The sequence below is a fragment of the Picosynechococcus sp. PCC 7003 genome (assembly GCF_001693255.1).
Taxonomy (GTDB): domain Bacteria; phylum Cyanobacteriota; class Cyanobacteriia; order Cyanobacteriales; family MRBY01; genus MRBY01.
On the sequence record NZ_CP016474.1, the window covers coordinates 686,712 to 712,703 of the forward strand.

The window sequence follows — 25,992 nt, forward strand, 5'->3', positions numbered from 1 at the left end:
GTTGTTACCATTTGCCCAAAAATTTAGAGGAGTTGCTCCAGTTTTTGTACCCAATCGAGCATGTTGTGACGATTGGCACGGTAGCTGGTGGGGTGGGCAATGAGTCGGACGGTGCTATGGAAGAGGACTTCAACTTCTTCGAGGTTATTTTCCCTGAGGGTATTCCCGGTGGAGACGAGGTCAACGATCGCCTCGGACATTCCAGTGATCGGGCCAAGTTCGACGGAGCCATGGAGGGGGATGACTTCGATGGGGAGATCGAGATCGCGGAAATAGTCTTTGGCGCAGTTGACAAATTTAGAGGCCACACGGCAGTTGGGGGGAAGTTGCCGGGGATTTTTGTAGGGGCTGGCCTTGGGGACGGCAACGGATAGGCGACAACCACCGAATCCTAAGTCTAACAGATTTGCGACATCAGGTTTTTTCTCCCGGAGGACATCGTAACCCGCAAAGCCCAGTTGGGCCTGGCCATATTCGACATAGACGGGAACATCGTGGGTGCGCACCAGCATGGCCCGGGCGGTGCCACTGGGATCGGTAATTTGCAGTTGGCGATTTTTTTTATCGAGGAAGGCGCTAAAGTCTAACCCGATTTGTTGGAGGAGGGCGATCGCCTCTGGGAGGAGTCCACCTTTGGGAATGGCAATGGTAAGCATTTTTTCGTTAGCAGTGGTTCAAAAATCTTTTAAGAAATGGGATTTAGAGGGTTTCGAGTTTGGGTTCGCCACTGGGGTCAATCCAGGCGAGGTGGGTGATGTGGCTACTGCGGGCATAGGCATAAATTTCGGCCGGCGATCGCCCTCCCAGTTCTACCTCGACGCGCACCATTTCATCCCCTTGGCGCAGGGTTTGGGCATAGTGAAATACCTGTTGTTGGGCCTTGGGTTCCGTCGCAATCACTAGCCAGGCACTGCCAGCGAGTTGTTTTGGCAATTGGGGGCTCGCCAACAGGCAGGTGTGTAATTCTTCAATATTTAAGCAAAAGCCAATGCCTGGATGATTTTCCCGTTGGGGATGGTACAGACCCAGCAGCTGATCATAGCGGCCACCTTGACCCAAGATATAAGACTGATGATTGGCAAAATTAACCACTTCAAACACAATGCCTGTGTAGTAATCAAAGGTCTGAATTAAGGTCAAATCCAAGATTATTGGCAATTGTCTGCGGGTACTCCCAGTTAATAACGCAAAGAGGGCCTTAAGATTAGCAACGATTTCCTGCGCCTCTGGCCCTAGGTCAAACTGACTCACCCGCGCCAATACGGTTTCTGGCTCGCCCCGCAGATCAAAAATATCCAGGGCATAGGCCTTCAGTTCCGCGTCCAGGGGCAGCGTTTGTAAACCCACCCGGTCTAAATTGGCCACACAATGACGGACTGTTTCCCGTACAGTCTCTGGGAACGGCTCTAAAAGCGATCGCCCCAGGGCCGCCTCCCCTAAAATTAACTGCCAATCTTCTAGGCCCAGAGCATCTAGGGAATCCGCCAGGAGCAATAAAATTTCTGCATCGGCGACGATCCCCGCCGCAAAGAGTAACTCTACTCCCGCTTGGTAAAACTCCATTTGTTTACCGTGGCTGCCCCGGGGGGGATGGCGAAACACATTGGCCCGATAACAAAGCCGTTGGGGAAAAGTATTTTCGGCCATTCTGGTGACAGCCGCCCTGGCGATCGAGGCCGTTAACTCTGGGCGCAAACCCAAAGCTTGACTTTCTGCCGTTTGTAGTTGAATGACCTTTGTGCGATCCACCGCCCCGCCAGCCGTGAGCGTCTCCAACCATTCCAAAGTAGAGGTGACGATTCGCTGATAGCCCCACTGTTGAAAAACCCGTTGGAGATTGTCATTAATCCAAGCCTTTTGAGCAACTTCGAGGGGTAATAAATCCCTGGCACCTGCGGGGGGTTGATGAATCATGAAATCCGTTGTTGAGCTTTGCCGTCGCCTATTCTACTTCTTTTTCCCGCCAAACAAACCGCCAAATAAACCCCCTTGCTTATCGGAGCTCCTTTTCTTGGCCCCTGGTTGGGTCTCTAGAGCACTGCCCATTACTTTTTCTAGGGCTTGCTTGGCTTGGCGCACCAGGGGATCGGTTGGTTTTGAGAGATAGGCTTTTTTGATATGAACCTTGGCCATTGCCAGTTGGTTTTGGCTGAGATAGGACAGTCCCATGAGGGCGTGAGCCTTGATGCAGTTGGGATCGAGTTGGAGGGCGTCCCGAAATTCCAACACGGCCTTGGCGTAATTTTTCTTTTTTAGGTGTTCTTCACCCCGCCAGAGGGCTGCGTCTAGGGAAGATGTACTGGTATTTTTCGGCGGCGGCGGACTGGCGGTAGCACCTGGGGTGGCCATGGTTTCCCCTGGATATTGGGGCATGGTCTCTTTGGTCTCGACTTTTTTAACCTTGCCGAGGTATTGGAGATAGACGAGGTTCAGTTCACTTAAGGTGGCGATCGCCTGGGGAACTGCGGTCATCGATTGGTAATTTCCCTGGGCTAAAGCAGCCACCTTCTCACGATAGAGCGCCGCAATATTACCGGGGGTATTGAGGAGTTCCTGGGCTTCGGCTGTGGTGAGAGCCAGATTATCTGTTTCATTACTCAGTTGTTGGCTCAACTGCACAAGGATCACTTGGTATTCCGACCAGGAAGCTGGTTTAGACAATTTCTCGTAGGCCGGATTGACGAGCTTTGATAAAAATTCACTGGCCAAGCGTTTATCCATGGCCTGGGCTAGGGGGCAGGTATCTGGATGAAGCCGTTGGGCAATTTGTAAATAGGCTTTGCGCACGACTTTTGGGTTCGCATCAATGGGCAAGCCGAGTACCGCAAAATGATCGACAATTTTCCGAGCAAATAATCCTTGGTTAATGGCAAGCGACATATGTTTGTGGGGGTCCCATTGACCTAATTATGACTAATTCTACAAAAGGTACAACCGTTTAATTATGGTTTATATGAATCCGCAGCGTAATAGCTCTGAAACCATCCTTGGGCCTCCTGGAGCGCGGCACTTAATGGGGTGTGAATTTTTCCATTCGTCGCCAAGAGTCGGCCACTGCCCATGTCGAGGGGGGTTTGATCGTAGCTGGTGACGATGCCGCCTGCTTCCCGCAAGATACAGATTCCCGCCGCCATGTCCCAGGGTTGAATTCCCCGCTCCCAGTAACCATCTAAACGACCACAGGCCACATCGGCGAGATCAAGGGCCGCCGATCCACCCCGTCTGACCCCCTGGGTTTGGTGGGTGAGGTAACAAAATTCACGATAATTATTGTCTTTGGTTTGGCGGCGATCGTAGGCAAAACCAGTGGTCAGGAGACTGTTTTGCAGCTGATCTGTTTTTGAAACTTGGATTGGTTGGCGATTTAAGGTGGCCCCTAATCCTTGGGCGGCGCGAAAGAGTTCATCGCGATAGGGATTGTAGACGACACCCACTAAAGGCTCGCCGGCATATAGCAGGGCAATGGAGACCGAAAACATCGGATAGCCATGGGCATAGTTCACCGTGCCATCGAGGGGATCAATCATCCAGAGATAAGGGCTAGGTTGATTTGTGGCTAACTGGCCAGTTTCTTCGGCGTGGATGGGAAAATCCGGTAGGTGTCTTTGGAGCAGTGCGATGATGGCCGCTTCGGAGGTGGTATCTGCTTCTGTGATCAGATCGCCAGGGGTTGCTTTTTCCCGAATCTGTTGGAGATTGCCGTAGTATTTCCTGAGGATTGCGCCGGCAGTGAGGGCGGCCTCTGTGGCAATGTCGAGGTAGGTTTGGCGTTCAGATAGGGAGGGAAGAGCCATAGAGATATTTAAAGAAAAGAGATGAACAGAGTTGAACAAAAAAAGCGGCGATCGCCCCAGGATCAGAATTGGTAGTGGGGAGCTAAATGCCGTTAGTCTTCATCGAGGGGCAGACCAAAACGAATCTTACCTTTACCGAAGTTGCGCCCAAACTGGAGTTCATAAACCTCGTCCTCATCCTGGGTTTCTACCACCAAATCACTTTTGGCATGACTCACACACATGAGCGCGTAACCCTGGCGTTGCAGATCCGGTGAAAGCCCCATGGCATATTTTTGTTCGAGATCTCCCGACAAGACCCGCACAGCACAGGTGGTGCAGGCGCCATTGCGGCAGGAGAAGGGAATCTGGAACCCTTGTTTTTCGATGCTCCGCAAAATAAATTCGTCCTCAGGGACGGTAAAAGTCTGGGTTTCGTTAATTTGACGGTAATTAATCGTGATTTTGTGAGTTTTAGCCATGGTTACAGCAGAAAAAATAAAAATTTGCCTTTTCCTTTAGTTATTGTATAATCATTAACCGTGCCCCATCTGGAGAGATGGCCGAGCGGTTGAAGGCGCAGCACTGGAAATGCTGTTTAGGGGTAACTCTAACGAGGGTTCGAATCCCTCTCTCTCCGTTCTACTAATTTAGAATCTATTTTTGAAAGCCTTAGATGTATTGTCTAGGGCTTTTTTGTGGCTTTGAAGGCAATAGTTAGTGTTCCATTTCTGCCAGTTCTAACCACCGTTCTGTTTTCGCTTCGATGTCTTGGTTGAGGGCTTCTAATTTTAAAGAAAGGGCTTGTAATTGTTCGTAATCGACTTGGTTACTGAGTTCCGTTTGCAATGTTTCCCGCTGAATTTCTAGCTCAGGAATGATTTCATTTTCGAGGCGTTCTAGTTCCCGCCGTTGGTAGTTTGACAGGCGACGGGATGGGGCAGCTTTAGGTTTGCTAGGGGTTTGTGGTTTGGCGATCGCCTCCTTTTGGGGAGGAGTCTCTGGTGGATTTTGGGCGGCTTCGGCCTGTTTGTAGTCTAAATAAAGGGAATAATTACCGGGGTATTGTTTCAGGAGTCCATTGCCTTCGAGGGCGAAAATCATATTCACGGTGCGGTCGAGGAAATAACGGTCGTGGGCAACAATAATCACGCAACCATTAAAATCTTCGAGATAATCTTCCAAGATAGAAAGGGTTTGCACATCTAAATCATTTGTTGGTTCATCAAGGATGAGCAAATTTGGTGCCCCCATCAACACTTTTAGTAAAAATAAACGCCGTTTTTCGCCCCCTGAAAGTTTGTGGATCGGGGCATATTGTTGGTCTGGAGGAAACAAAAATCGCTCCAGCATTTGGGAAGCAGTAATCTGGGTGCCGTCGGCGGTTTGCACGTAGGTCGCCACATCTTTTATGTAATCAATAACCCGTTGATTTTGTTTGTCTTCACCCAATAGATCATCGGAATGTTGATCAAAGTAGCCAATGTGGATCGTGCTGCCAATTTCGACGGTGCCGTGATCAGGTTCTAACTGTTGAGTAATCAGGTTTAAAAAGGTCGTTTTACCCGCCCCATTGCCACCGATAATCCCCAGGCGATCGCCAGGATTAAATTCATAACTAAAGTCTTTAATAATTAGGCGATCGCCAAAGCTTTTACAGAGATTTTCGACGACAACAACTTTTTTGCCAATGCGCCGCCCCGGTGTATCAATTTCAACTTTATCTTGGGCTTCTTTGAAGGTTGTATTTTGCATATCGGCGATCCGATCAATGCGCGCTTTTTGTTTAGTACTTCTCGCCTTTGGCCCCCGCTTGAGCCATTCTAATTCCCGCCGCAAAACCCCTTTATGTTTTTGTTGGCTGCTAGCTGCTGCCTCTTCTGCCAGTGCTTTTTTCTCTAGGTAATAGGAATAATTTCCGGCATAGGTATACAGATCACCCCGATCAATTTCAATAATTCGGTTGGTGACTTTATCGAGGAAATAACGATCGTGGGTAATTAACAGTAATGCCCCCGAAAATTGAGTTAAATAGCCCTCCAACCATTCCACTGAATCGGCATCTAAATGGTTCGTCGGCTCATCCATTAAAAGTAGATCGGGTTCCGAGAGAAGGGCAGAAGCAAGGGCAATGCGTTTGCGGTAGCCACCGGATAAATCACCGACTTTTGTTTCAAAATCATCAATGCCTAATTTACTTAAAATAATCTTGGCATTGGTTTCCACTTCCCAAGCATTGAGGGCATCCATTTTCTCGGTAATACTGGATAATTTGCCCATGAGGCTAGTCAATTCATCACCAGAAGCCTTTGCCATTTTATGGGATAAATCTTCGTAGGCTTTAACCCATTTCATCTGTTCGCTACAATTGGCAAAGATTTGATCTAAAACAGTATTTCCTGGATCGATTTCTGGTTGTTGCGGTAGATAGATAATTCTTGCCCCAGAACGAACCAACCGTTGCCCGCCATCAATGGGTTCAATCCCTGCAATCATTTTTAAAAGGGTTGATTTGCCACCCCCATTGACCCCAATTAAACCAACCTTTTTCCCATCATCAATACTAAAACTGGCGTCCCGCAGGATTTCCTTAATGCCAAAATCTTTCTTGATGGATTGCAGGGTGATAATACTCATAAAAAGTGTAGTGATTATTTAAAGATTTAATTATTCTGAGCTAATGAGTCCGTGAGAAGCTTCTCGAATTCCATTGGAAAAGGATACTGAGATGGAAAGCTTGCGTCATACTCAAACTGCATATTTTCAAGGGCTTCCTGATAGCAGTTAAGAAAAATATTTTGGAGGTGATTTTTTAAACTAGGGGAATCTCGGAGGATTTTCAGGATTTCTTTTTGGGTACGTCGAATGGTGACTTCCCAACCTCGATAGCATTCTTCTAAAGGGACATATTTTCGTTTGAGGGCATGTTCAAATAAAGTGGTTAAACGGCTTTCTATCTCGCGTTTTTCTCGCTTCCCCAAAGCCTCTATCTCCTCAATTAAATTCTCTCGATCAAGGGCTTGTAGGTTGCCTAATTTTAAATCAGAGATGGTTTGTTCAATCCATTGATAAAAGTCTTGATCATAGAGGGTTTTTGATTTTGCATGGGTCATAATCTCGCCCTCGTAATGGTGTTAAAAGGGGCTTACCACAGTAAACCCCTACAGATTCTATTTAAAAATTGGTGTGGTTGGTGTTGGCTTCGACGAGACGGGAAATCACTTCATCCATCGAAATTGCCCCCAGTTCCCCAGAAGCACGGGTACGGATGCTCAAGCTGTTGGCTTCCACTTCCTTCGCGCCGGCGATCGCCATCACGGGGATTTTTTGTTTTTCGGCGTTGCGGATTAATTTACCGAGACGTTCCCCAGAGGCATCAGCCACGGCCCGAATTCCCACAGCTTGTAGTTTGTCGGCTTGGGCTTTGGCGTAGTCGTAAAACTCATCACTGACGGGGAGAATACGCACCTGTTCAGGAGCGAGCCAGAGGGGGAAATCACCCGCATATTCTTCGATCAGAATGCCGATCAATCGCTCCAAGGAACCGAAGGGCGCGCGGTGGATCATGATCGGCCGTTGGCGGGAACCATCCTCAGCGACATATTCCAGTTCAAACCGTTCGGGGAGATTGTAGTCCACCTGCACCGTGCCCAGTTGCCATTCCCGTTCGAGGACATCTTGGAAAATAAAGTCCAGTTTCGGCCCGTAGAACGCCGCTTCCCCTTCCGCTTCAAAGTAGTCCATGTCGAGCTTGGTGACGGCTTTACGGATTGCGTTTTGCGCCTTTTCCCAGACCTCATCGGAACCAATATATTTATCGGAGTTGGGGTCACGGAAACTGAGGCGGGCTTTGAAATTCTTCAGTTGCAAACTCTTGAACACGGTCAGGATCAAATCCACCACGTTAAAGAATTCTTCTTCGAGTTGGTCGGGGGTGACAAACAGGTGAGAATCGTCCACGGTAAAGCCCCGCACCCGCGTTAATCCGCCCAATTCACCGGATTGCTCATAACGGTAAACCGTGCCAAATTCTGCCAAACGGATCGGCAATTCTCGATAGGAACGCAGTTGATCTTTATAAATCTGAATGTGGAAGGGGCAGTTCATCGGCTTCATCACAAAACCCTGTTCTGCTGCCCGTTCTGCGTCGCCATCCGCCATCATCGGGAACATATCCTCGCGGTAGTTTTGCCAGTGACCGGATACTTTAAATAAATCCACACGGGCAATGTGAGGAGTCACGACACCTTGGTAACCGCGTTTGGTTTGTTCTGCCTTGAGGAAATTTTCGAGGGTGGAACGGATTAATGTACCTTTGGGAGTCCAGAGGGGTAAGCCAGGCCCGACTTGATCGGAAAACAGAAACAAGCCCAGTTCTTTACCGAGTTTGCGGTGGTCGCGTTTGAGGGCTTCTTCTTTGCGGCGTTGGTATTCTTTGAGTTGTTCGGGGGTTTCCCAAGCGGTGCCATAAATGCGTTGGAGCTGTTGTTTGGTTTCATCGCCGCGCCAGTAGGCTCCGGCAACGGATTCGAGGGCGATCGCCTTGGGGTTGATGTCACCGGTATTTTCGACGTGGGGGCCAGCGCACAGATCCCACCACTGATCGCCGAGGTAGTAGAGGGTGATCGGGTCGTGAATCCCTTCGAGGATTTCGAGTTTGTAGGGTTCGTTGATTTCTTTAATCCGTTTTTCGGCTTCGGCGCGGGAAATTTCTTCGCGGATGATGGGTAATTTTTTCTTGACGATTTTCACCATCTCTTTTTTGATCGCCTTGAGATCCGCTTCGGTGAAGGGTTCTGGCTTGTCGAAATCGTAGTAAAACCCATTCTCTGTCCAAGGACCAATAGTGACCTGGGCGTCGGGAAATAGCTTTTGCACTGCCATCGCCATGACGTGGGAGGTGGTGTGACGAATCCGCTTGAGGGTGTCTGATTCACTGGTTTTGGGAAGTTTCATCGGTTCGAGTTGTTCACCATTCACCTGATCCATGGTTGAAATATGCTCCTTAAAATTGCTCCAAAAAGTTTAGCAGGTCGCCATTCTATGTTATCCGTTGTCCCTGCTGGACTGGGGAATTTTCATTTACCGGATATCGTTGCGTAAGCCACAGGCGGCGGCATAGGCGATCGCAATGGCATCGACGCTGTCATCGATAGGCATCGCCTCCATCCCAAAAATCGACTGTACTAGAGTTGCCACTTCCCGCTTATCGGCCTTCGCGTTACCGATGTGGCATTTCCAACTGGATTGGTGCAGATAAATGGGTTCGATGTTTAATTCTCGCAGGCTGACGAGATTTAAAATGCCTAGGCCCTGCAATACGCCTCCTGCAGCTTTGATCTGACGACTAAAAAAAGGCATTTCGATGGCGATCGCCTCTGGGTGAAATTCCCCCAAAATTTCTGTGTAATCTTGTTCAATCTCCAGCAGTCGTTGGGGCGTCGATAAATCTTTGGCCGTTTCGATAATGCCGTAATCAAGAATGTGCGGCAGCGTTTGCCCTTGTTCTTCGAGGACAGCCCAGCCAATAATCGCTAAACCAGGATCAATGCCAAGCCAACGCTTCATGGCAAAATAATTTTTATAAGGTATTTATTAATCATCTTTTCTCATAAGCTAGAAAATACCGTACTTCCACTAATAATTAATGTTAGATAGCGTGTCATGCTAGACGGCGATAAAGTTCAACATTTTTCTTCAGTACATAGCTTGATGCTTGGGGAAAATCTTTTTTAGGGCTAGTCAACAAGTCTTCTATGCTAACGCCCAGAAACTCTTCAGGAGAAACTTGGTTACTCCGAGCCAACTCTTGCAATCGGCTCAACTGTTCATTTGAGAGATTAATGGTAATAGAAGCCATGAGAAGCCCCGAATTTAGAACGATATTTAAAAAGCACTTCCAGTGTACTTGACTCCTTAGAAACGACTAAAATCCTCAAGGTTTTTTAATGCTCAAAGCAAGGTGATCATCTTCTCTAATAACTTCTCAACGCCTAAACCATGTCACCTATGCATCGCAAAACATGGCTTGCATCCGAACAAGCGCCATATTTACGTGATGGATTTATCCGTGGCATTAATTTTGGTGAGTAACAGAGAAATAATTTTTTGCTGGAGATCGACTGTTGTCTTGTTTTTATACTGAGGAAATGATTGCTTATCTATATCTAGCCTCTTTGCAAGATCGCTATCAAATCTGTCTCCTGTCAAAATCTTCACTTGCTCTATTATTTCTTTAGGTGATAGTACGTCCATGACAAAAGTAAATAAATCATTTACAATGGCAGATGTTTCATTTACCATAAAGCTTTAAACTGAATATAACAAGAGATTACTTCTATGGCTCAACACTATTCCTCTATCGAACTATGTGCTGGTGCGGGTGGACAGGCCCTTGGGCTTCATTTGGCTGGGTTCAAGCATAAAGTTTTAATTGAAATAGAAAAATCTGCTTGCAAAACACTCACACATAACAACAATGTTCACTCACTTGGATGGGGAGAAATAATTGAAGGATGTGTGGAGCATTTTGCTAAAAATGAAGCGCACAATTACAAAGGGGTAGATCTTGTTGCCGGTGGTGTACCATGCCCACCTTTTTCAAAGGCAGGTAAGCAGCTAGGAAAAGATGACGAAAGAGACCTTTTTCCTGCAGCAATTAAAATCGTAGCCAAGGTTTTACCTAAAGCTGTAATGCTAGAAAACGTTTCAGGCTTACTAGACTCAAAATTTGATTCATATAGAGAAGAAATTGATTTTTCACTTAATACCTTGGGTTATAAGACATTTTGGAAACTACTGAATGCTTCCGATTTTGGAGTTCCCCAGTTAAGACCGAGAGTTGTACTGGTTGCATTGAGAGGAAAGTATGCGCAGTATTTTTCATGGCCAGACTATACGATTGAACCTCCAACAGTAGGAGAAGCATTATATGATTTAATGGCTGCGAACGGCTGGGATCAAGTAGATGAATGGAAGAAGAAAGCCAACAAGATAGCACCAACGTTAGTCGGTGGCTCTAAGAAACATGGTGGGCCTGATCTAGGCCCTTCGAGGGCTAGACGTGCTTGGCAAGAGCTTCACGTTAATGGAAATATTGTTGGCAATGATGCACCGGAACAAAACTATAGAGGATATAAAAACAAAGAAGAATATAGAAATATGCCATTACTAACAGTAAAGATGGCCGCAAGGATTCAAGGTTTTCCAGACTGGTGGGAATTTTATGGTAAAAAAACTCCCGCATATCGACAGGTTGGAAATGCTTTTCCTCCTCCTGTTGCGGAGGCAGTTGGGAAAGAAATATTTAAAGCACTTAAAGCTATTGATAGAAAAAAAATGTCGCCTAGTCTTTGTTTTTGTCGTCAAGATAATAATTTGATGCATCTTCCATAACTTTATCGCGAGTAGTTTTATTTCTGATTGAATACTCGTCTATTCGGCGAAGAGTTTTCTCACTTATTGACACCACGGTTATAACGCCGAATTTTTCAGGATATGCCCAGGAACAGGTTTCGCATTCTAATTCGCAACCCTCGCAGGCACGCCTTTTTCCCACATTACAGTTATTGCACATAGGTTGCCAATTTGTAAGCTCGTTTGAACCGCCTCTAGATAGCGGTACTTTGTGATCTGCTTGTAAACCCTTTATACCAGCAGATATTTGTATTCCACAAGTTACACAAGTGTAATTATGATCCTCAAATAGTTTGTTTTTTTGTCTTTGTGTTAAATAACCTCTATCTTGTGGTGGGGATAGGCTGCTAGATTTAAGTCTCCAACCGTGGCCATTGAATTGCTCGATATACGAACTTTCTATGTCACAACCAAGCTCATCTCTTAACTCTCTTGTTCGTCTATCGAAGTATTTTTGGCCAGTGAGTTCCAACAGTTCATCCGATGATACCCATGGTTTTGGGAAAGCATCAGATGTATCACCCCATAAACGAGTTAATATTTTCGATTTGACGTCACTAAGCTTTCTTTTCGTTGGTAGAGACTGGAGGTAACTATCTAGCTGCATAGCTTGTGGGAACTAATCACATAACTATGTATTGTACGAATGCCTTTCATATAAAGTTGCTTCTGTTACTTTTGTATGAAATATTTTGGCATAAATTCTTTGATGTTTATTTACGCTATCACAATAGTCAAGAGAAGCAAATCCCCATCTATAAGCTTTGTCAACGATGGCGACGCAAAATTAAAATGACAATAATCGGTGCGCCGAACATTGCCGTAACCGTATTCAAGGGTAACGTTAATTCACTCCCTGGCAATTGCACAATAATATCCGCGAGCAACGCCAGACTAGATCCCAATAAAGTCACCGCTGGAACCAAAAGCCGATGATCGACGGTTTTCAGTAAGCCCCGACAGAGGTGCGGCACCGCAATCCCCAGAAAAGAAATCGGGCCACAAAATGCCGTTACTGATCCCGCCAAAAGAGCAGTACTGACAATGATGTGACGACGGGTTGCTTTTAGGTTGAGGCCGACGCTTTGGGCGTATTGTTTGCCGAGAAGGAGCGCGTTCAAGGGTTTTGCCTGGAAAAAAGCCAGCAGCCCCCCCGCAAAAATTAACACCATAAAAATGGGCAACTGCTCCTGCTGGATTTCGGCGAAACTGCCAAATGTCCAACTTAGATACAGGCGCAGCGCCTCTGTGGGGCTAAAGTGCAACAGCAATGTCACCAAAGAATTACTGACGTAGCCGAGCATCAACCCCAAAATTAGTAGGGTGCCATTGTGGGGAATCCGACGGGCGATCGCCAAGACGAGCAGCAACACCACCACCGCCCCCAAACTCGCCGCCATCGCCACACTCAAATTTCCGAACAGACCGCCCATAAAACCCGTTCCCAACAGCACCAGGGCGACCCCCAAACTTGCGCCAGAATTGATGCCCAGCACAAAAGGGCCAGCGAGGGGATTGTTAAACAGGGTTTGCATCTGGAGGCCGCTAATGCCGAGGGCAGCCCCGGCAAAGGTGGCAGCGATCGCCCGTGGAAAGCGCAGTTGCCAAACGATTTCTGCCCACACCGGATTGTCAATGGGTTGGCCTAAGGCGATCGCCAAGAGTTGATCCCAGGGAATGGTCGTCGAGCCAAGACTCAAGCTAAGGAAAAATAAGACCCCCCACAGGCCCCCCAGCAGAATAAATAACGAAGGCGATCGCCACCGTAGTTCCGGTAGAGACAAACAAGTTAAAGGGGTCGTGGTGTAGGGAATTTTCACGGGGAATTTTGCAGGTGGCGGTAATAATAAAGCTCGTGGTCAGGTAATTGATCAGGGTGGGCAATTTTAATCACATCGGCGAGGATCACATCGGGATTGAGAATGCCCCCTTCCCAAAAATCATTGCCTCCCCCTGGCGCTACCCGGTTGTTGGCGGCATAGACTTGCTGGTTTTGCACTGCTTCAAACAGTTCATAGCGTTGGTCTTCCTGGAAAATATCGGCGGTGGTTTGCCAAGCGGGATTCACATTTAGCCAAAGATCCGCTGTCTTTGCCCGACCTAAAACAGCCTCAAAATCAAGGGGTAAACTCAAGCGAGCCGCTGTAGCATCCCAGGGATAATTCACGTTGGCATCCCGCAGCAGTTGGGCCACATAGCTTTTTCCTCCTGGCACATACCAGACCCCTTGGTAGGGCGACCCACTGAGTACCGTTGGCGTTGTTTCTAAATCTTTGACTTGGTTCACGAGGGCTTGGTAACGGTCGGCGATCGCCCCAAAAATCTCATTGGCTTCAGCTTCTTTGTTAAAGAGGAGAGCCGTAAACTTGAGCCATTCCGCCCGGCCCAGGGGAGTGGGTTCCAGGTGCGCTGCGTCTAACACCACCGTTAACCCCAAGGAATCTAGGGCGCTGGTATTGTTCCCCTCACTGGCATCGAGGCGATAGTTCAAAATCACATCGGGCTGGAGACTGAGGATCGCTTCCCGGTCTAGCTGGAGATTGCCGACTTCTTGGATATCGCCCGCTTCAATGGCCGCCCGAATTTCAGGACTATAGATCAGTTGGCGATCGCCGACCCCAATTAAATTTTCTAAATGACCTAAAACGTCTAAGTGGGGTAAATAGGTTGTCGAAAGGGCAATCACCCGGTTGACGGGCACTTCAACGATGGTCGCCTCTGGATAATCCTCCGGAATGGGCGTACCACACTGCACAAAAACATAAGTTAAATCTTGCTGGGCTGTTTCCCAGGGCTGCCGCACCGTCACCACTTTGTAATGGTCGTGGTATGTCACCTGGAAGCCACTGGCAAATTCTGGCGTTACCTTATTGGGAAAATAATCCACCGCCGGATCATAATTTTCGACACAAGCTGTCGTCGGTGCTGGGGTCTCCGTGAGCGGTTGGGTGGGGCCACAACCCCCTAGCCAGAGGGATAAACCCAGGCCCAGCAGAGGAAGCGAACGGTGTGGCAATAGGGGAAAACGCATCTTTTTTGCTCCTATGTAAACCACGGAATGCGTTGTACCGTTGTTGCAAAGTGACCATCGTCCTGGAGTTCAAACAGACGGAAACCCGGTTGTTCCCACAGTTGGCGATCGCCTGCGATGGGTTCCTGATCCGGCGGCGTCACTTGGGTGCAAGTTGATGGTGTACCAAAGCAGGGAATTTCCCCTTGGGTGACGCTGTATTCCAGATGCACATGGCCAAAGAAAACCGTTTTCACCTGGGGATGGTTTTGGATAATTTCCCAAAACTCAGCGCGGTTGGTCACATCAATTTGATCAAGCCAATCAACCCCCGCTGGCACCACATGGTGATGGATGGCGATCGCCACTGGAGAATTTTGATATTGTTCCAGGTTTTCCGCGAGCCAAGCCAATTGATTCGCATCTAAAAACCCCTCGCCATATTCTGGATTTTTAAGAAACGAATCCAACAGCAGCAGTTGCCATGGCCCCAGGGAAACGCTCTTTTCGGGCGAAAGGTAATCTCCCTGTAAAATCTCTGCCATAACTTTCGGATCATCATGATTCCCCGGCAGCCAATAGCTGGGAATCTGGGTCGCTTCGACTAAATCCCGTAACCGTTTATAGGCGATCGCCTCACCGTGGTGGGCCAAATCCCCCGTTAGAATCACGCGATCTGGTTTAAACTGTTGCGCCGCCGCCAATACCGCCTGAAAAGACGCATCCGTTTTCACGCCCCGCATTTCGGCATCGGGATGGTCGAGGAGGTGGGTATCAGTAATCTGGGCAATGAGAACCATGGGAAATCGTGGGAGCAATAGGGGATGAAACGGAGCAATTTAACGGAATTGGGCATTGACACCAATCTGAAGCCGACGCCCAACGCCCGGAAACGCTGGGAACGTTTCAAAATCTGCATCAAACAAATTTTCGACACTCGCCGTTAAATTCACGGTATCACTAATGGGATAACGCGCCCGCAAATCAAGGTTGGTGTAGCCTTCGAGGGATGCAGTATTGGCATTATTTGTGAGGCGATCGCCGACCCGTTTCAAGAAAATTCCGGCATAAATTCCCTGGGGATTTTCATAGGCGAGGCCAACATTAAAGGAATCCGTCCCGGCAAAGGCGACCTCGTTACCAACCACCGCCGGATCAGCATCGGCAAGAATTTTAGAGTTGTTCCAGGTGTAGTTAGCAAAGGCAGACAGAGAAGGTGCCAATTGAACCGTTAACTCTGCTTCTAAACCTTGATTGCGCGCTTTCCGGACATTTTGTGGCGTGAATGTCTCTAGATCAAAAACGATGGCATCATCAAGGGTGTTATTAAAGTAAGTCAGGCGCACCAAAGCACGGTCTGAAAAACGATGATCAATGCCAAGATCAAAGCTATTCCCAATCTCCGGCACTAAATCAGGATTGCTAAACCCAGGAAAATAAAGATCCACTGCCGTCGGCACACGGAAGTTACGGGCATAGTTCCCCCGAATTCGCGTCGCGTCTCCCATTTGCCAAGCGAACCCCGCACTAGGCGATGTCACCGAACCATCAGCCAAACTATTAAAGTCCTGGCGCACGCCCAGATTTAAAGCCAGTTCCGGGGTGATATCCAGGCCATAGCGAGCAAAAATTGCCCCTTGACTGAGATTTTCGTCGTAACTAAAGCCAAATACACCAGGATCTTCTGCTTTTGCAGTCAAATAGCGGTAATCAAAACCATAGGTGAGATTTTGGGTTTCATTTAGTTGCCAATTGTGCTGGATTTGCGCACCAAAGGAATTATTTTCATAACGGGCATCGGTCGTCCCAAATTGATTCTCATCAAAGAAGCGAAAATCATTTAAATCTGCAAATAATTTTGTTGTCAGCAGAGAATCATCGCTATTCCCCAGGCGAGACTCTAAATCCAGGGACAACAACCAATTATTGTCGTATTGGGTCGCATTTGGACTTGGGGAAGAAACACCACCCGGAATTTCAAGATCCTTGCTGCCGTAAATTCCGTTAAAGCGTAACCGATGGCGATCGCCCAACTGATTTACTACTTGGAGATTTACATTTTGGATATTGGTCGCCGCATTATCCCGGATACCCGACAAACCCCGTGCCGCAATGTCGTAGTCAAAATCATTTTCTGCAGCAGTGCGGTCATAGGCTAGGCGTACGGCTTGGGTTTCAGAGCCGAAACTCACCCCAACATTTTGGCGATTATAGCCAAAGCTCCCCAGATCGACCCCAGTTTCTACCGCAACCGGTTGGTTAAAGCCAGGCTGGCGCGTCACGATATTAATCACACCACCGATGGCATTGGAACCAAACAGCACCGAACTGCCCCCAGGGATTAATTCAATGCGTTCAACATTATCAGTGGTCAAATTAGACAGATCAAAGTTCCCTGAATCGAAACGATTAAGCGGTCTGCCATCGAGCAAGATCAGCGTTTGGGAAGAACTATTAGCCCCCCGAAAAATTTGCGAACTTTGGGCACCGAGGCGAGATCCGGCAGTGCTATCAATAAAAATCCCAGGAAAATATTTCAACGCTTCATTCACTGTGCGATAACCTTGGGCCTCAATTTGCTCCCGGTTAATCACATAGGCCGCACGGGTCGCATCTTGAACCGTTTCTTCTTGGCGAGAAGGGCCATAAACGGGTTGATTTAATAGCTCATCAATCACCGTTAGTTCAAAATCAACGGTCTCTTGCTCATCCTCTAGGTTGTTGTCTTCTTGGGCGAAAATAGCGGTGCTACCGCAGAGACAATAAGCAATCGTCAAGCAAATTGTTTTTTGGGTAAAAAATGACGTCATCTAAGAATATGTTTGGCTAATTTTTGATGTGGTGCAGAAAAAAAATGCAGCAATGAGAAGACTTTTACAAATCAAAAGTCTTGGCTGATAACTTTGAGAAAAGCAAGGAGATCGAGCGAACAAAAATACCGATAATTTTTTACTGATTCGCCTAAATTAATGCATTCCTCAATATCCTCGAATGAGGCCAATGCTGCTGAAATAATGGGTTAGAGCAATATTCAAAACAAATTCTCTAACGAGACTGGGCTTGCTGATTGCGGCGATATTGCAGTCTCAAAAGATAAAAATTATGGGCAGCAGAAAAAGGCTGGGTGCTAAAAGAAAACATCATCCGTACCTCGCAGATGGGAAATTACTAAAACGTTTACGCTTGGCTCGGCGGGCATTCTGACTTAGAAATTGCTGAAAATTTCCTTACAGCTGCGGGACAGCGACGGATTTGCACCGTTCTTTCCCCATTGCTTTTATCGGCTGATCCCCGATAAAACCGAACAGAACTTCATTATATAGCAGGCGATCGCCCCCCATGTAAATAGATTTGTGAAGTCCCTAGTCTGGGGAGAGAGCTACGTTTAGGCAGCAAGCAGGGCTGTAATGTGGGGAATAATCTGGGCGTGGTTCGTGAATAAATAATCGAGGCGATCGCTAATCAGGGACAAAATTAAGTCCTCGTAGGTCATCCCCTGTTCTGATAGTCCCTGGGCAACGAGGCTGGTGACATTGGTGGCAGGTCGCTTCAGATCGGGCTTGGGATTGGCCTCTAAAATCTGGATATTTCCTGTCGCATCCATCCGGGCATCGATACGAATCAAAGCATTTAAACTAAATTCCCAGTAAACTTGTTGGGCGAGTTTTGCGAGCTTTTCTTTGGCCGGATCACAATCATCTAAAAAACGAATTCTTTGGCCTGTAATTGCTTTTTTATCCATCGAGGTAAAAATCTTTTCATCAGCTTCTAAAAGGCGTTCTAAAATCGAAAAGGTAAAGGGAGAATCTAACTTTTCAAACTGTCCTTGACGATGGCGCACATAGCCACACACGGAAACACAAAACTCCCGCCCAGTGAGGAAAGGTTCAATTAATGCAGTGTTGTGGGTTTGCCGATGCACGGCGGCGATCGCCCCATCGAGATCCTGGGGCTGATCCACAAAATGAATGTTCAAAGAGGCGCGGCCAGAAACGGGTTTAACGAGAAAAGCCCCCTGGTAATCACCAAAGGTTTGTTGAAAACGGGTGTTATTTTTGGCGGTGAATTTCCCCTGGGCCGGATGCCAAATCATAAACGGTGCAGTGGGAAAGCCAAGGCCCTGCAATTCCCGTTTAAAACTATGTTTATTGTCCAGAATCGAGCTATTTAGAGGGTTATGGCCGATATAGGGCACCCCTAACATTTCTAGGATTGCGGGAGTGTGGCAGACGGGATTGTAACCCTGAACCCCACCGGTGTTGAGCCAAGCGAGATGAATTTGATGTTCCCGGAGGCGATCGCCTAAGGTGGCATCATCGGGCAACACAAACACATGCTGAAAACCTAAATCTTCGAGGGCCGCGGCAATATCACGGGCCACCACTTCGTAGGTTTTAGTGGAGCGGGGATTGTGGGTTTGGTAGATAACGGCCCCCGGCACTGCTTTGTCACCCCCATGAATTACCGCAATTCTTAACTTTTTCCGAAGAATTTCAAGGTAGTTTGGCAGTTGACTGAAATCGTAAACAAATCCCATCATTAACGTGATTTTTCCCACAATTCTAAGCAGTTTTGCTATTTTAGCCTAAGCTTGTGGGCAAGTTTTTGTACCTTTGCTTACAGATTGATTTTCTTTGCCTATGACTTTTCCGCGTGGTGTCGCCCTCTGTCTTGGATATCTCATTGGCCTGGGTTTGACTGGATTTTGGGGGCCACTGAACCCGCAACCCTCTTTTGTGCAGTGGGGGTTATTGGTTGGGGCGATCGCCTTAGGGACAATTTTCGCCACAATTTTTCTCCCCCGTCATCTCTGGCAAGTACCACGACGCTTTTGGCCCATCCTAGGATTAGTGATGCTACTGGCCGCCGTCTATGGTCAAGTACGTTTACCCCGTCCGGCTGCCGCTGGCCTTTATGATCTCAGTCAAAACCAGCCCAGTTTATTGCAAAGTCCCGTAGAAATCCAAGGGCAAATTTATCGCCCCATCACCACAAAAGAACCAGACAAACAGCGGTTTTGGTTTCGGGTGCAAAATGTAAAACTAGGGCAAAATATTATTCCTAAAAAAGAAAATTTATATGTCACGTTAAGCGGAGATTTTTCTCAGTTTAAGCTTGGCGATCGCCTCCAGTTGACAGGACGTTTATACAAACCCCAGCCACCCCAAAATAACTTTGCTTTTAGTTTTCCGGATTACCTACGCCAAAACAATACTTTCCTGGGTTTTAGTGCTTGGGAAGCGACATTAACAAATCGAGAGCAGCCCCTCACCGAACAACTGCGCCAACGGATTCAACGGAGCCATCGAGAATTTTTACCAGAGCAATCAGCCAGCTTACTCAGTTCCATGGTGCTGGGGCGTCAGGCCACCAATTTAGACCCCGAAATTTATGATCTGTGGGTCAGAGCAGGCTTGGCCTACACCGTCGCCGCGTCCGGGTTCCATGTGTCGCTGTTGCTGGGGGTTGTATTGCGGCTTCTACGAAATCAAGAAGAGAAAAGACAATTCTATGGCGCGGCGGGAATTTTACTCGGTTACGTGCTGCTGACGGGTTTCCAGGCTTCGGTTCTCCGGGCGGCCTTGATGGGTATCGGTGGCTTGGTGGCCTTGGTGCTTGATCGCAAGGTCAAACCCATTGGTCTTTTGTTAGTAACCGCAACGGTGTTGCTCCTTATTAAACCACTATGGCTGTGGGATTTGGGCTTTCAGCTCAGTTTTCTGGCAACTTTTGGTTTGTTTACGACCCTAGAACCGATCCAAAACAAGCTGGATTTTCTCCCCCCAACGGTGACAACGGCGATCGCCATTCCTATTGCGGCAAGTATTTGGACATTACCTCTGCTGGCCTACAAATTTAATGTGATTGCCACCTACTCCATTCCCACCAGCATCGTGCTATCGCCTGTCATTGGCTTGGTCAGTTTGGGCGGGATGGTTAGCGGTGCAATGGGGTTACTCAGTCCAACATTAGGTGGGGCGATCGCCTATGGGGTGGGTTTTCCCCTGCAAGGAATGATTTGGCTCGTGGAACAGGTCGTGGCATTACCTGGGAGTCAGGCGAGTGTGGCCGCGTTACCTTTGGCGCACCTGCTTGTTTTCTATGGGGTAATGTTGCTGATTTGGCGTTCTCCCTGGGCACAAAAACAGGCCAAGCCTTTAATTAGTGGTTTGTTGATCTTTTTTATTGTGGTGTTGGTTTACCACCATTTCAATACCACCCAGGTGACGATTTTTGGCGATCGCCAAACCCCTGTGATCGTTGCCCAGGCCGGTGGTAAAACCCTGGTAATTAATGTCGGTTCTCCTGGATTTTGGGAATATACCCTCGAACCCTTCCTGCGTCGCAGCGGCCTCAATCAAATTGATGGCTTGCTTTCCCTGACGCCCCCAGATCCTCCAGATCCTAAAGTCACAGCTACTGATTTTTCTGGTGCACTACCCGTTAAACAACGTTTTGGTCTGGCCGAATCCCAACTCACAGACGTGATTTCGCTACATCCCCTTGAGCCTAAGCGTATCGGCCCAATTACCCTACAACTCCTCCAGGAAGATGTGCATATCCTAGAAATTCGTCTCCAGGGCCAAGCCTTTTATTTGCTCAGTAAACAAACCGCTGACGCCGACTTTATCACCCGGTGGAATCCAGCCATCCTCATCGCCAAGGCCGCTGATTTAGATTTCAAAATCTGGCAGACCCTCAAACCCCAACAGGCGATCGCCATTGGTTCTCCCCAGGGCCATTTTTTAGCCCCCAACCGCATCGTTTACTGGAGCGAAACCGACGGCACCATTCAATGGACACCCCGCCAGGGTCTAAGCAGCCTTGCCCCCAATCTCCCCTAGGCCCAAAGCCTTTTCCTGAGCCAGTTTATGCCCCGAAGACTGTGGTAAAATAGGAGTCTATTTGACCAAAAAAATCCAGTTAAAAAACGCAAAATAATCTTCCTTAACGTCTTTTTCTCTGGTTTTTAACCTTTTTTGACCTAGCGGAGCCGAAATCCTATGACCTCCCCCCAGGAGCGCATTATTCCCACCGATTTAAGCAATGAAATGTCACGCTCGTACCTAGAGTACGCCATGAGTGTGATTGTGGGGCGGGCGTTACCCGATGCACGGGATGGCTTAAAACCCGTACACCGCCGTATTTTATATGCGATGTATGAATTGGGTTTGACCCCAGATCGCCCTTTCCGGAAATGTGCCCGGGTCGTGGGGGAAGTCCTCGGTAAATATCACCCCCACGGTGATACGGCGGTTTATGATGCCCTGGTGCGCATGGCCCAGGATTTCTCCATGCGGGACCCACTGATCAATGGTCATGGTAATTTTGGCTCCATTGATAACGACCCGGCGGCGGCGATGCGTTACACCGAATGTCGCCTCCAGTCCCTGGCGACCAATGCCCTGCTGCGGGATATCGAATCAGAAACCGTTGACTTCGCTGATAACTTCGATGGCTCCCAACAGGAACCGGTGGTTCTGCCGTCACGGATTCCCCAACTTTTAGTGAATGGTTCCTCGGGGATTGCGGTGGGGATGGCAACCAATATTCCGCCCCACAACCTTGGGGAAATTATTGATGGGGTGACAGCGCTGATTCATAATCCTGAGATCACCATCAAAGAATTGATGCAATTTATTCCGGCCCCTGACTTTCCAACGGGGGCACAAATTCTCGGTCGTTCGGGCATTAAAGATGCCTACATGACAGGACGGGGCTCGATCACCATGCGGGGGGTCGCCGAAATTGAAACGCTCCGCCAAAATGGCCGGGAAAAAGAAGCGATTATCGTTACTCAACTACCCTACCAGACCAATAAGGCGGCGCTGATTGAACGCATTGCCGATATGGTCAACGACAAGAAAATTGATGGCATTTCTGATATCCGCGATGAAAGCGATCGCCAAGGGATGCGGATCGTCATCGAACTCAAGCGCGATGCTTATCCCCGTGTTGTTTTAAATAATCTGTATAAACACACGCCCCTCCAGGCCAATTTTGGCGCGAATATGCTGGCCCTGGTAAACGGCGAACCCCAGTTGCTCAACCTGAAGCAATTCCTCCAGGTATTCCTAGATTTCCGGGTGGAAGTGATTACCCGGCGCACCCGCTACGAACTACGCAAGGCCCAGGAACGGGATCACATTCTCCAAGGGTTACTGATTGCCCTCGATAATCTTGATGCGGTGATCCACTTGATTCGCCAGGCGGCGGATACGGCGATCGCCCGTCAGGGGTTAATGGACGGCTACAACCTCAGCCAAGCCCAAGCCGATGCCATTTTACAAATGCAATTGCGTCGTCTCACGGCCCTCGAAGCGGACAAAATCGAAGCAGAACACCAGGATTTATTACTCAAAATCACTGATCTTGAAGATATCCTGGCGCGTCGGGAACGGGTCTACGCGATTATCGAAGCAGAACTCAGCGAAATTAAGACCATCCACCAGAGCGATCGCCGTACAGAACTGGTGCTGGATGATGGCGATCTCCAGGATATTGACCTGATTGCCAACGAGCAGGCCGCTATTTTGCTCACCGAACAAGGCTATATCAAACGGATGCCCGTGGCCACCTTTGACGCCCAAAACCGTGCCACTCGCGGCAAAGCTGCCACCAAAATGAAGGAAGACGATGGCGTCGATCACTTCCTCACCTGCTGCGACCACGACTATGTGCTGTTCTTTACGGAGCGTGGCGTCGTCTATTCCCTCAATGCTTACCAAATTCCCCAAAGTTCCCGCACCGCTAGGGGGTTACCGGCGATTCAACTACTCCCGATCCCGAAGGACGAAAAAATTACGGCGATGCTGGCAGTGAGTGAGTTCACGGAAGATGAATACCTCGTTATGCTCACCCAAAACGGCTACATCAAAAAAACCGCCCTGTCCGCCTTTGCGAAGATTCGCTCGAATGGTTTAATTGCCATTTCCCTCGAAGACGGAGACGAGTTGCGTTGGGTACGCCTTGCGCGGCAGGAGGACAGCATTATTGTGGCCAGTAGCGAAGGGATGGCGATCCACTTTCAGGCCGACCATAATCAGTTGCGTCCCTTGGGCCGTTCTACCCGGGGGGTACGGGCGATGAAGCTCAAATCTGACGATGACAAATTGGTGAGCATGGACATTGTGTCGTCTCAAATTACGGCGGCGATCGCCGCTGCGGATACAGCAGAAGACGAAGACGATAACGAAGAAGTCACCGAAAATGTTGACCAGGGGCCTTGGGTCATTGCCGTAACCACAAAAGGCTTCGGCAAGCGGGTGCCCGTGGGACGTTTCCGCCTGCAAAATCGCGCTGGGGTCGGCCTCCGGGCGATTAAATTTAAGTCCAAGGCCGATCGTTTGGCTTCCCTGAGAATTGTCAATCCCGAAGATGAACTGATGCTCGTCACAGGACGCGGCATTATGATCCGCCAGGCAGTGGAATCCATTTCGCTCCAGTCCCGTAGTGCCACCGGAGTCAGGGTACAACGCCTCGATGGGGATGATGCAATTGTGGCAGTCGCCCTAGTGCCGCCCCCAGCAGAAGGAGAGAGTTTAGAAGCTACGGACATGACGGCTGAAGAAGAATAAACCCCCCTTTAGTAATACCTCTCTAGCTCCCCTAGAGGGGAGAATTTTGTGGGGCTCGCCAACACACCGGCCAACTATTCCCCTCTTGAGAGGGGTCAGGGGAGCGAGCGTTAACTCAAGGGATAACACCCTCCGGCTTTCAGCCACCTCCCTCAAGGGATAACACCCTCCGGCTTTCAGCCACCTCCCTCAAGGGAGGATTTTTTTGTTACTTAATGCGGGGATCGAGGAGACGGTAACTCAGATCGGCGATCGCATTAAAGATCACCACCAAAGCTGCATAGACAATCGTGATGCCCATGATCACGGGGGTATCGTTGCGGTTAATGGATTCAATGAGCAGCGCACCAATCCCCGGCACCCGAAAAATTTGCTCCGTCACCAAGGCCCCCGTCACAATACTCGGCACATCAATGGCAATCAGAGTCACAACGGGAATCAAGGCATTGCGCAAAATATGTTTACGGAGCACGGCAAATTCCCCCAAGCCCTTGGCATAGGCCGTCCGCACATAATCCTGGGGCAATTCTTCGAGGATTGCATTGCGCACAAACCGGGTCAAAATTGCCGTTTGGTACAACGCGAGGACGGTGATCGGCAGGATCGATTGCTGGATCTGCTGCCAAAAGCTCTGGAAATCATTCACCACAAGGGTGCTGTTGTACAGGGAGGGGAGCCACTGCAATTTCACGCTAAAGACAATAATCGCCAGCAATCCGGTGAAAAAAGTGGGCAGAGAGTAACCCAAAAAAGCGAAGGTGGTGGCCAGTTGATCCAAGAGGGAGTTGCGGCGCAGGGCCGAGATAATCCCCAGGGGTAAGGCGATCGCCACACTCAAACCATAGGCAAGACCCACCACCCAGAGGGTTGTCGGCAGTCGTTGCCAAATCAGACCCAGCACAGGACTTTTACTCGTGAAAGAATAGCCCAAATTGCCCTGGCACAACGCCCAGAGCCATTTGACATAACGAATATAAAAGGGCTGATCCAAACCGAGCGATCGCCGGATGTTTTCCCGCACCTCAGCGGTGATTGCTGGGTTATTGGCAAACTCACTGAGGGGGTCCCCCGGTGCTAGGGACAAAATTGTGAAGATCACAAAACTAATGGCGAGCAATGTCCCCAGGGCGATCGCCAAGCGTTTAAAAAGAGCACGCATCACCATCAACGGCTCCCCTTCCCTAGAGACAACCGACCCCTGGTTCTAGTTGCCATTCCAGGGTATCTGCCACAGCAGTACCGTCATGGTAGGCCGCCAAGAGCACTTCGCTGGTTTTTCCCCAGACAATATTGCCCTCAGCATCCAAGGCGATCGCCCCTAGATCTCGTTTATTTAGCGTTGCTTCCTGGATCGATTTTTCCATGGCAGCCGACAAACTCAAACCGTCCGTAACCCGAATGACCACCTTTGCAGCGAGGCATTCATCAATAATGTCTTCCCCAATGCCAGTGCAACTGACCCCAGCCACCTGGGTCGCATAATTGCCCGCAGGCATCGCCGAATCACTCACCCGACCAATGCGTTCTAAACCTTTTCCTCCCGTAGATGTAGCCGCTGCAACCTGACCATTTTGATCCAGGGCCACCACACCAATGGTGCCGCGCCGCGCCATCTCATCCTCCGCGACCACCCCAGCCATACTGCTACGGAAATTGCCCTTACGTTCTTCGAGCCATTCTTCGAGGCGTAAATCGGTGAGGGGGTCATGGATCGGTAACTGCAATACTCTTACCATCTCCGCCGCACCGACATCGGACAGCACCCGGTCATCTTCCGTTTGCAACGCCTGGGCTACTTCGATGGGATTTTTAATGCGGCCCACATTGATCACGCCGCTAAACCGTTGAGCTGTACCGTCCATGAGGGAAGCACTCATGCGAATTTGGCCATCGGACTGAAGCACCGACCCCGTACCCGCATTAAACCGTGGTTCATCTTCCAAGAGTTTTGCCCCCAGGATGACCGCATCTACCGCACTACCGCCCTGCTTTAGAAAGTCATAAACCTCTCGCACAATCCGATGGAGCGACTCCCGTACGGCGATTAAGCCCCCTTTGCCCTTGAGGGAACTGCCGGCTCCACCGTGAATAATGAGTTTTGGTTGCACTGTCATCCCTCTTGTTTCCCCAAAATTTTTAACTAAAAGCAAACGCTAGGAAATTCTATCGAGAAATGTCGGCCCTGCCTACGGTATCACCCCAATTCCCCAAAAAA

At 48.8% G+C, this 25,992-nt stretch carries 22 protein-coding genes, 1 tRNA gene and 1 riboswitch; of the genes, 4 read left to right on the top strand and 19 right to left on the bottom strand.

Going from position 1 to position 25,992, the window contains the following annotated elements; all coding sequences use genetic code 11:
* Nucleotides 1-23 precede the first annotated feature (23 nt).
* The 5 genes from hisG to AWQ21_RS03255 all read right to left on the bottom strand — a co-directional run bounded on the left by hisG (nt 24) and on the right by AWQ21_RS03255 (nt 4,255).
* A complete protein-coding gene (hisG, locus tag AWQ21_RS03235) occupies nt 24-656 on the bottom strand; it encodes an ATP phosphoribosyltransferase (RefSeq protein WP_065713303.1) in 633 nt (210 codons plus the stop codon).
* Between the two features lie 43 nt (nt 657-699).
* The gene (locus tag AWQ21_RS03240; RefSeq protein WP_065713304.1) at nt 700-1,914 is read right to left on the bottom strand and encodes an ATP phosphoribosyltransferase regulatory subunit; all 1,215 of its coding nucleotides are present in this window, start codon (nt 1,912-1,914) and stop codon (nt 700-702) included.
* A gap of 33 nt (nt 1,915-1,947) precedes the next feature.
* Nucleotides 1,948-2,880 (bottom strand): J domain-containing protein, encoded by a 933-nt coding sequence (locus AWQ21_RS03245; protein WP_065713305.1) that lies wholly within the window; start codon nt 2,878-2,880, stop codon nt 1,948-1,950.
* A gap of 62 nt (nt 2,881-2,942) precedes the next feature.
* On the bottom strand, nt 2,943-3,794 hold the full coding sequence (locus tag AWQ21_RS03250) for an inositol monophosphatase family protein (RefSeq protein WP_065713306.1): 852 nt from the start codon (nt 3,792-3,794) through the stop codon (nt 2,943-2,945).
* 92 nt (nt 3,795-3,886) lie between these two features.
* Complete coding sequence (locus tag AWQ21_RS03255) at nt 3,887-4,255, bottom strand: 2Fe-2S iron-sulfur cluster binding domain-containing protein (RefSeq protein ID WP_012306254.1); 369 nt, start codon at nt 4,253-4,255, stop codon at nt 3,887-3,889.
* A 71-nt stretch (nt 4,256-4,326) separates the two neighbouring features.
* Between AWQ21_RS03255 and AWQ21_RS03260 the strand changes: the two genes are divergently transcribed.
* Nucleotides 4,327-4,413 (top strand) — tRNA-Ser (locus AWQ21_RS03260).
* Nucleotides 4,414-4,490: 77 nt separating this feature from the next.
* Here the strand turns inward: AWQ21_RS03260 and AWQ21_RS03265 are convergent.
* The 6 genes from AWQ21_RS03265 to AWQ21_RS03285 all read right to left on the bottom strand — a co-directional run bounded on the left by AWQ21_RS03265 (nt 4,491) and on the right by AWQ21_RS03285 (nt 10,076).
* Nucleotides 4,491-6,410, bottom strand: coding sequence for an ABC-F family ATP-binding cassette domain-containing protein (locus tag AWQ21_RS03265; protein ID WP_065713307.1), 1,920 nt, complete (start codon nt 6,408-6,410; stop codon nt 4,491-4,493).
* A gap of 26 nt (nt 6,411-6,436) precedes the next feature.
* A complete protein-coding gene (locus tag AWQ21_RS03270) occupies nt 6,437-6,886 on the bottom strand; it encodes a DUF29 domain-containing protein (protein WP_198159685.1) in 450 nt (149 codons plus the stop codon).
* Nucleotides 6,887-6,947: 61 nt separating this feature from the next.
* Nucleotides 6,948-8,762, bottom strand: a complete 1,815-nt coding sequence (gene thrS, locus AWQ21_RS03275; protein WP_065713309.1) for a threonine--tRNA ligase — start codon at nt 8,760-8,762, stop codon at nt 6,948-6,950.
* Nucleotides 8,763-8,855: 93 nt separating this feature from the next.
* Entirely contained in the window at nt 8,856-9,341 is a 486-nt protein-coding gene (locus tag AWQ21_RS03280) for a crossover junction endodeoxyribonuclease RuvC (RefSeq protein ID WP_065713310.1), read from the bottom strand.
* A gap of 94 nt (nt 9,342-9,435) precedes the next feature.
* Nucleotides 9,436-9,633 (bottom strand): DNA-binding protein, encoded by a 198-nt coding sequence (locus tag AWQ21_RS15815; RefSeq protein WP_071932264.1) that lies wholly within the window; start codon nt 9,631-9,633, stop codon nt 9,436-9,438.
* A 191-nt stretch (nt 9,634-9,824) separates the two neighbouring features.
* Nucleotides 9,825-10,076 carry a hypothetical protein gene (locus AWQ21_RS03285; RefSeq protein ID WP_065713311.1) on the bottom strand — a complete coding sequence of 84 codons (252 nt, stop codon included), beginning with the start codon at nt 10,074-10,076 and terminating at the stop codon, nt 9,825-9,827.
* Between the two features lie 36 nt (nt 10,077-10,112).
* Between AWQ21_RS03285 and AWQ21_RS03290 the strand changes: the two genes are divergently transcribed.
* Nucleotides 10,113-11,168 (top strand): DNA cytosine methyltransferase, encoded by a 1,056-nt coding sequence (locus AWQ21_RS03290; RefSeq protein WP_065713312.1) that lies wholly within the window; start codon nt 10,113-10,115, stop codon nt 11,166-11,168.
* On the opposite strand, the gene AWQ21_RS15820 is transcribed toward AWQ21_RS03290, so the two are convergent.
* From AWQ21_RS15820 to AWQ21_RS03315, 6 genes are all read right to left on the bottom strand, one after another.
* The gene (locus AWQ21_RS15820) at nt 11,119-11,796 is read right to left on the bottom strand and encodes an HNH endonuclease (RefSeq protein WP_071932265.1); all 678 of its coding nucleotides are present in this window, start codon (nt 11,794-11,796) and stop codon (nt 11,119-11,121) included. The genes AWQ21_RS03290 and AWQ21_RS15820 overlap by 50 nt on opposite strands.
* Nucleotides 11,797-11,956: 160 nt before the next feature.
* A complete protein-coding gene (locus tag AWQ21_RS03295) occupies nt 11,957-13,009 on the bottom strand; it encodes an iron ABC transporter permease (protein WP_065713313.1) in 1,053 nt (350 codons plus the stop codon).
* A complete protein-coding gene (locus AWQ21_RS03300) occupies nt 13,006-14,220 on the bottom strand; it encodes an ABC transporter substrate-binding protein (RefSeq protein ID WP_065713314.1) in 1,215 nt (404 codons plus the stop codon). The genes AWQ21_RS03295 and AWQ21_RS03300 overlap by 4 nt, the downstream gene beginning before the upstream one ends.
* A gap of 11 nt (nt 14,221-14,231) precedes the next feature.
* The gene (locus tag AWQ21_RS03305; RefSeq protein ID WP_065713315.1) at nt 14,232-14,999 is read right to left on the bottom strand and encodes a phosphodiesterase; all 768 of its coding nucleotides are present in this window, start codon (nt 14,997-14,999) and stop codon (nt 14,232-14,234) included.
* Nucleotides 15,000-15,038: 39 nt separating this feature from the next.
* Nucleotides 15,039-16,976, bottom strand: coding sequence for a TonB-dependent receptor (locus AWQ21_RS03310; RefSeq protein ID WP_232315047.1), 1,938 nt, complete (start codon nt 16,974-16,976; stop codon nt 15,039-15,041).
* Between the two features lie 395 nt (nt 16,977-17,371).
* Nucleotides 17,372-17,519, bottom strand: a riboswitch (cobalamin riboswitch).
* 65 nt (nt 17,520-17,584) lie between these two features.
* Complete coding sequence (locus tag AWQ21_RS03315) at nt 17,585-18,739, bottom strand: D-alanyl-alanine synthetase (RefSeq protein WP_065713317.1); 1,155 nt, start codon at nt 18,737-18,739, stop codon at nt 17,585-17,587.
* 100 nt (nt 18,740-18,839) lie between these two features.
* On the opposite strand from AWQ21_RS03315, the gene AWQ21_RS03320 reads away from it, so the two are divergent.
* Nucleotides 18,840-21,044: a ComEC/Rec2 family competence protein gene (locus AWQ21_RS03320; RefSeq protein ID WP_065713318.1), complete on the top strand. Its 2,205-nt coding sequence runs from the start codon at nt 18,840-18,842 to the stop codon at nt 21,042-21,044.
* 159 nt (nt 21,045-21,203) lie between these two features.
* Nucleotides 21,204-23,777 carry a DNA gyrase subunit A gene (gene gyrA, locus AWQ21_RS03325; protein WP_065713319.1) on the top strand — a complete coding sequence of 858 codons (2,574 nt, stop codon included), beginning with the start codon at nt 21,204-21,206 and terminating at the stop codon, nt 23,775-23,777.
* A 208-nt stretch (nt 23,778-23,985) separates the two neighbouring features.
* Here gyrA and AWQ21_RS03330 read toward each other — a convergent pair whose 3' ends face one another.
* Together AWQ21_RS03330 and AWQ21_RS03335 are read right to left on the bottom strand one after the other, a co-directional pair.
* Nucleotides 23,986-24,939, bottom strand: a complete 954-nt coding sequence (locus AWQ21_RS03330; RefSeq protein ID WP_065715197.1) for an ABC transporter permease — start codon at nt 24,937-24,939, stop codon at nt 23,986-23,988.
* A 19-nt stretch (nt 24,940-24,958) separates the two neighbouring features.
* Nucleotides 24,959-25,891: an isoaspartyl peptidase/L-asparaginase gene (locus AWQ21_RS03335; protein ID WP_065713320.1), complete on the bottom strand. Its 933-nt coding sequence runs from the start codon at nt 25,889-25,891 to the stop codon at nt 24,959-24,961.
* Nucleotides 25,892-25,992: the final 101 nt, after the last annotated feature.